Origin of the sequence: Caballeronia temeraria, assembly GCF_001544795.2 — a bacterium.
In the GTDB taxonomy this organism is placed as follows: Bacteria; Pseudomonadota; Gammaproteobacteria; order Burkholderiales; family Burkholderiaceae; genus Caballeronia; species Caballeronia temeraria.
On the sequence record NZ_FCOI02000129.1, the window covers coordinates 1 to 523 of the forward strand.

Consider the following 523-nt stretch of genomic DNA (forward strand, 5'->3'; position numbering starts at 1 on the left):
CGCATTGCTGACATACATCACGCGCTCTCCACCTTACTCAACCTTACTCCGAGGGGCGTCGTTCGTGGATCGCGTACAACGAACTGACGTTGGACGTGACCGTGCTCATGCCCGTCGAAAGCGAACTTACATCGGACGTCACGGTACTCAAGCCGGTCGAGAGAGAATCGACGCTGGACGTTACCGTGCTCAGCCCCGTCGAAGCCGAAGCAGAGAGCGAATCGAGACCCGTCGACAGCGAAGTCACACTGGAGGTCACCGTGCTCACATTCGTCGACAGCGAGTTCACGTTGGACGTTACGGTGCTCATACCGGTCGACAGTGAGCTCACATTGGACGTTATGGTGCTCATACCGGTCGACAGCGAACTGACGTTGGACGTTACCGTGCTCATACCGGTTGACAACGAACTGACGTTGGACGTGACCGTGCTCATGCCCGTCGAGAGCGAACTTACATCGGACGTCACGGTACTCAAGCCGGTCGAGAGAGAATCGACGCTGGACGTTACCGTGCTCAGCCC

The 523-nt window shown here is 57.6% G+C and carries 1 protein-coding gene; it reads left to right on the forward strand.

What is annotated here, in order from left to right; genetic code table 11:
- Positions 1–89: 89 nt before the first annotated feature.
- Positions 90–523: hypothetical protein (locus AWB76_RS42840; RefSeq protein ID WP_157696354.1), on the forward strand; the 434-nt coding region annotated here is incomplete at its 3' end.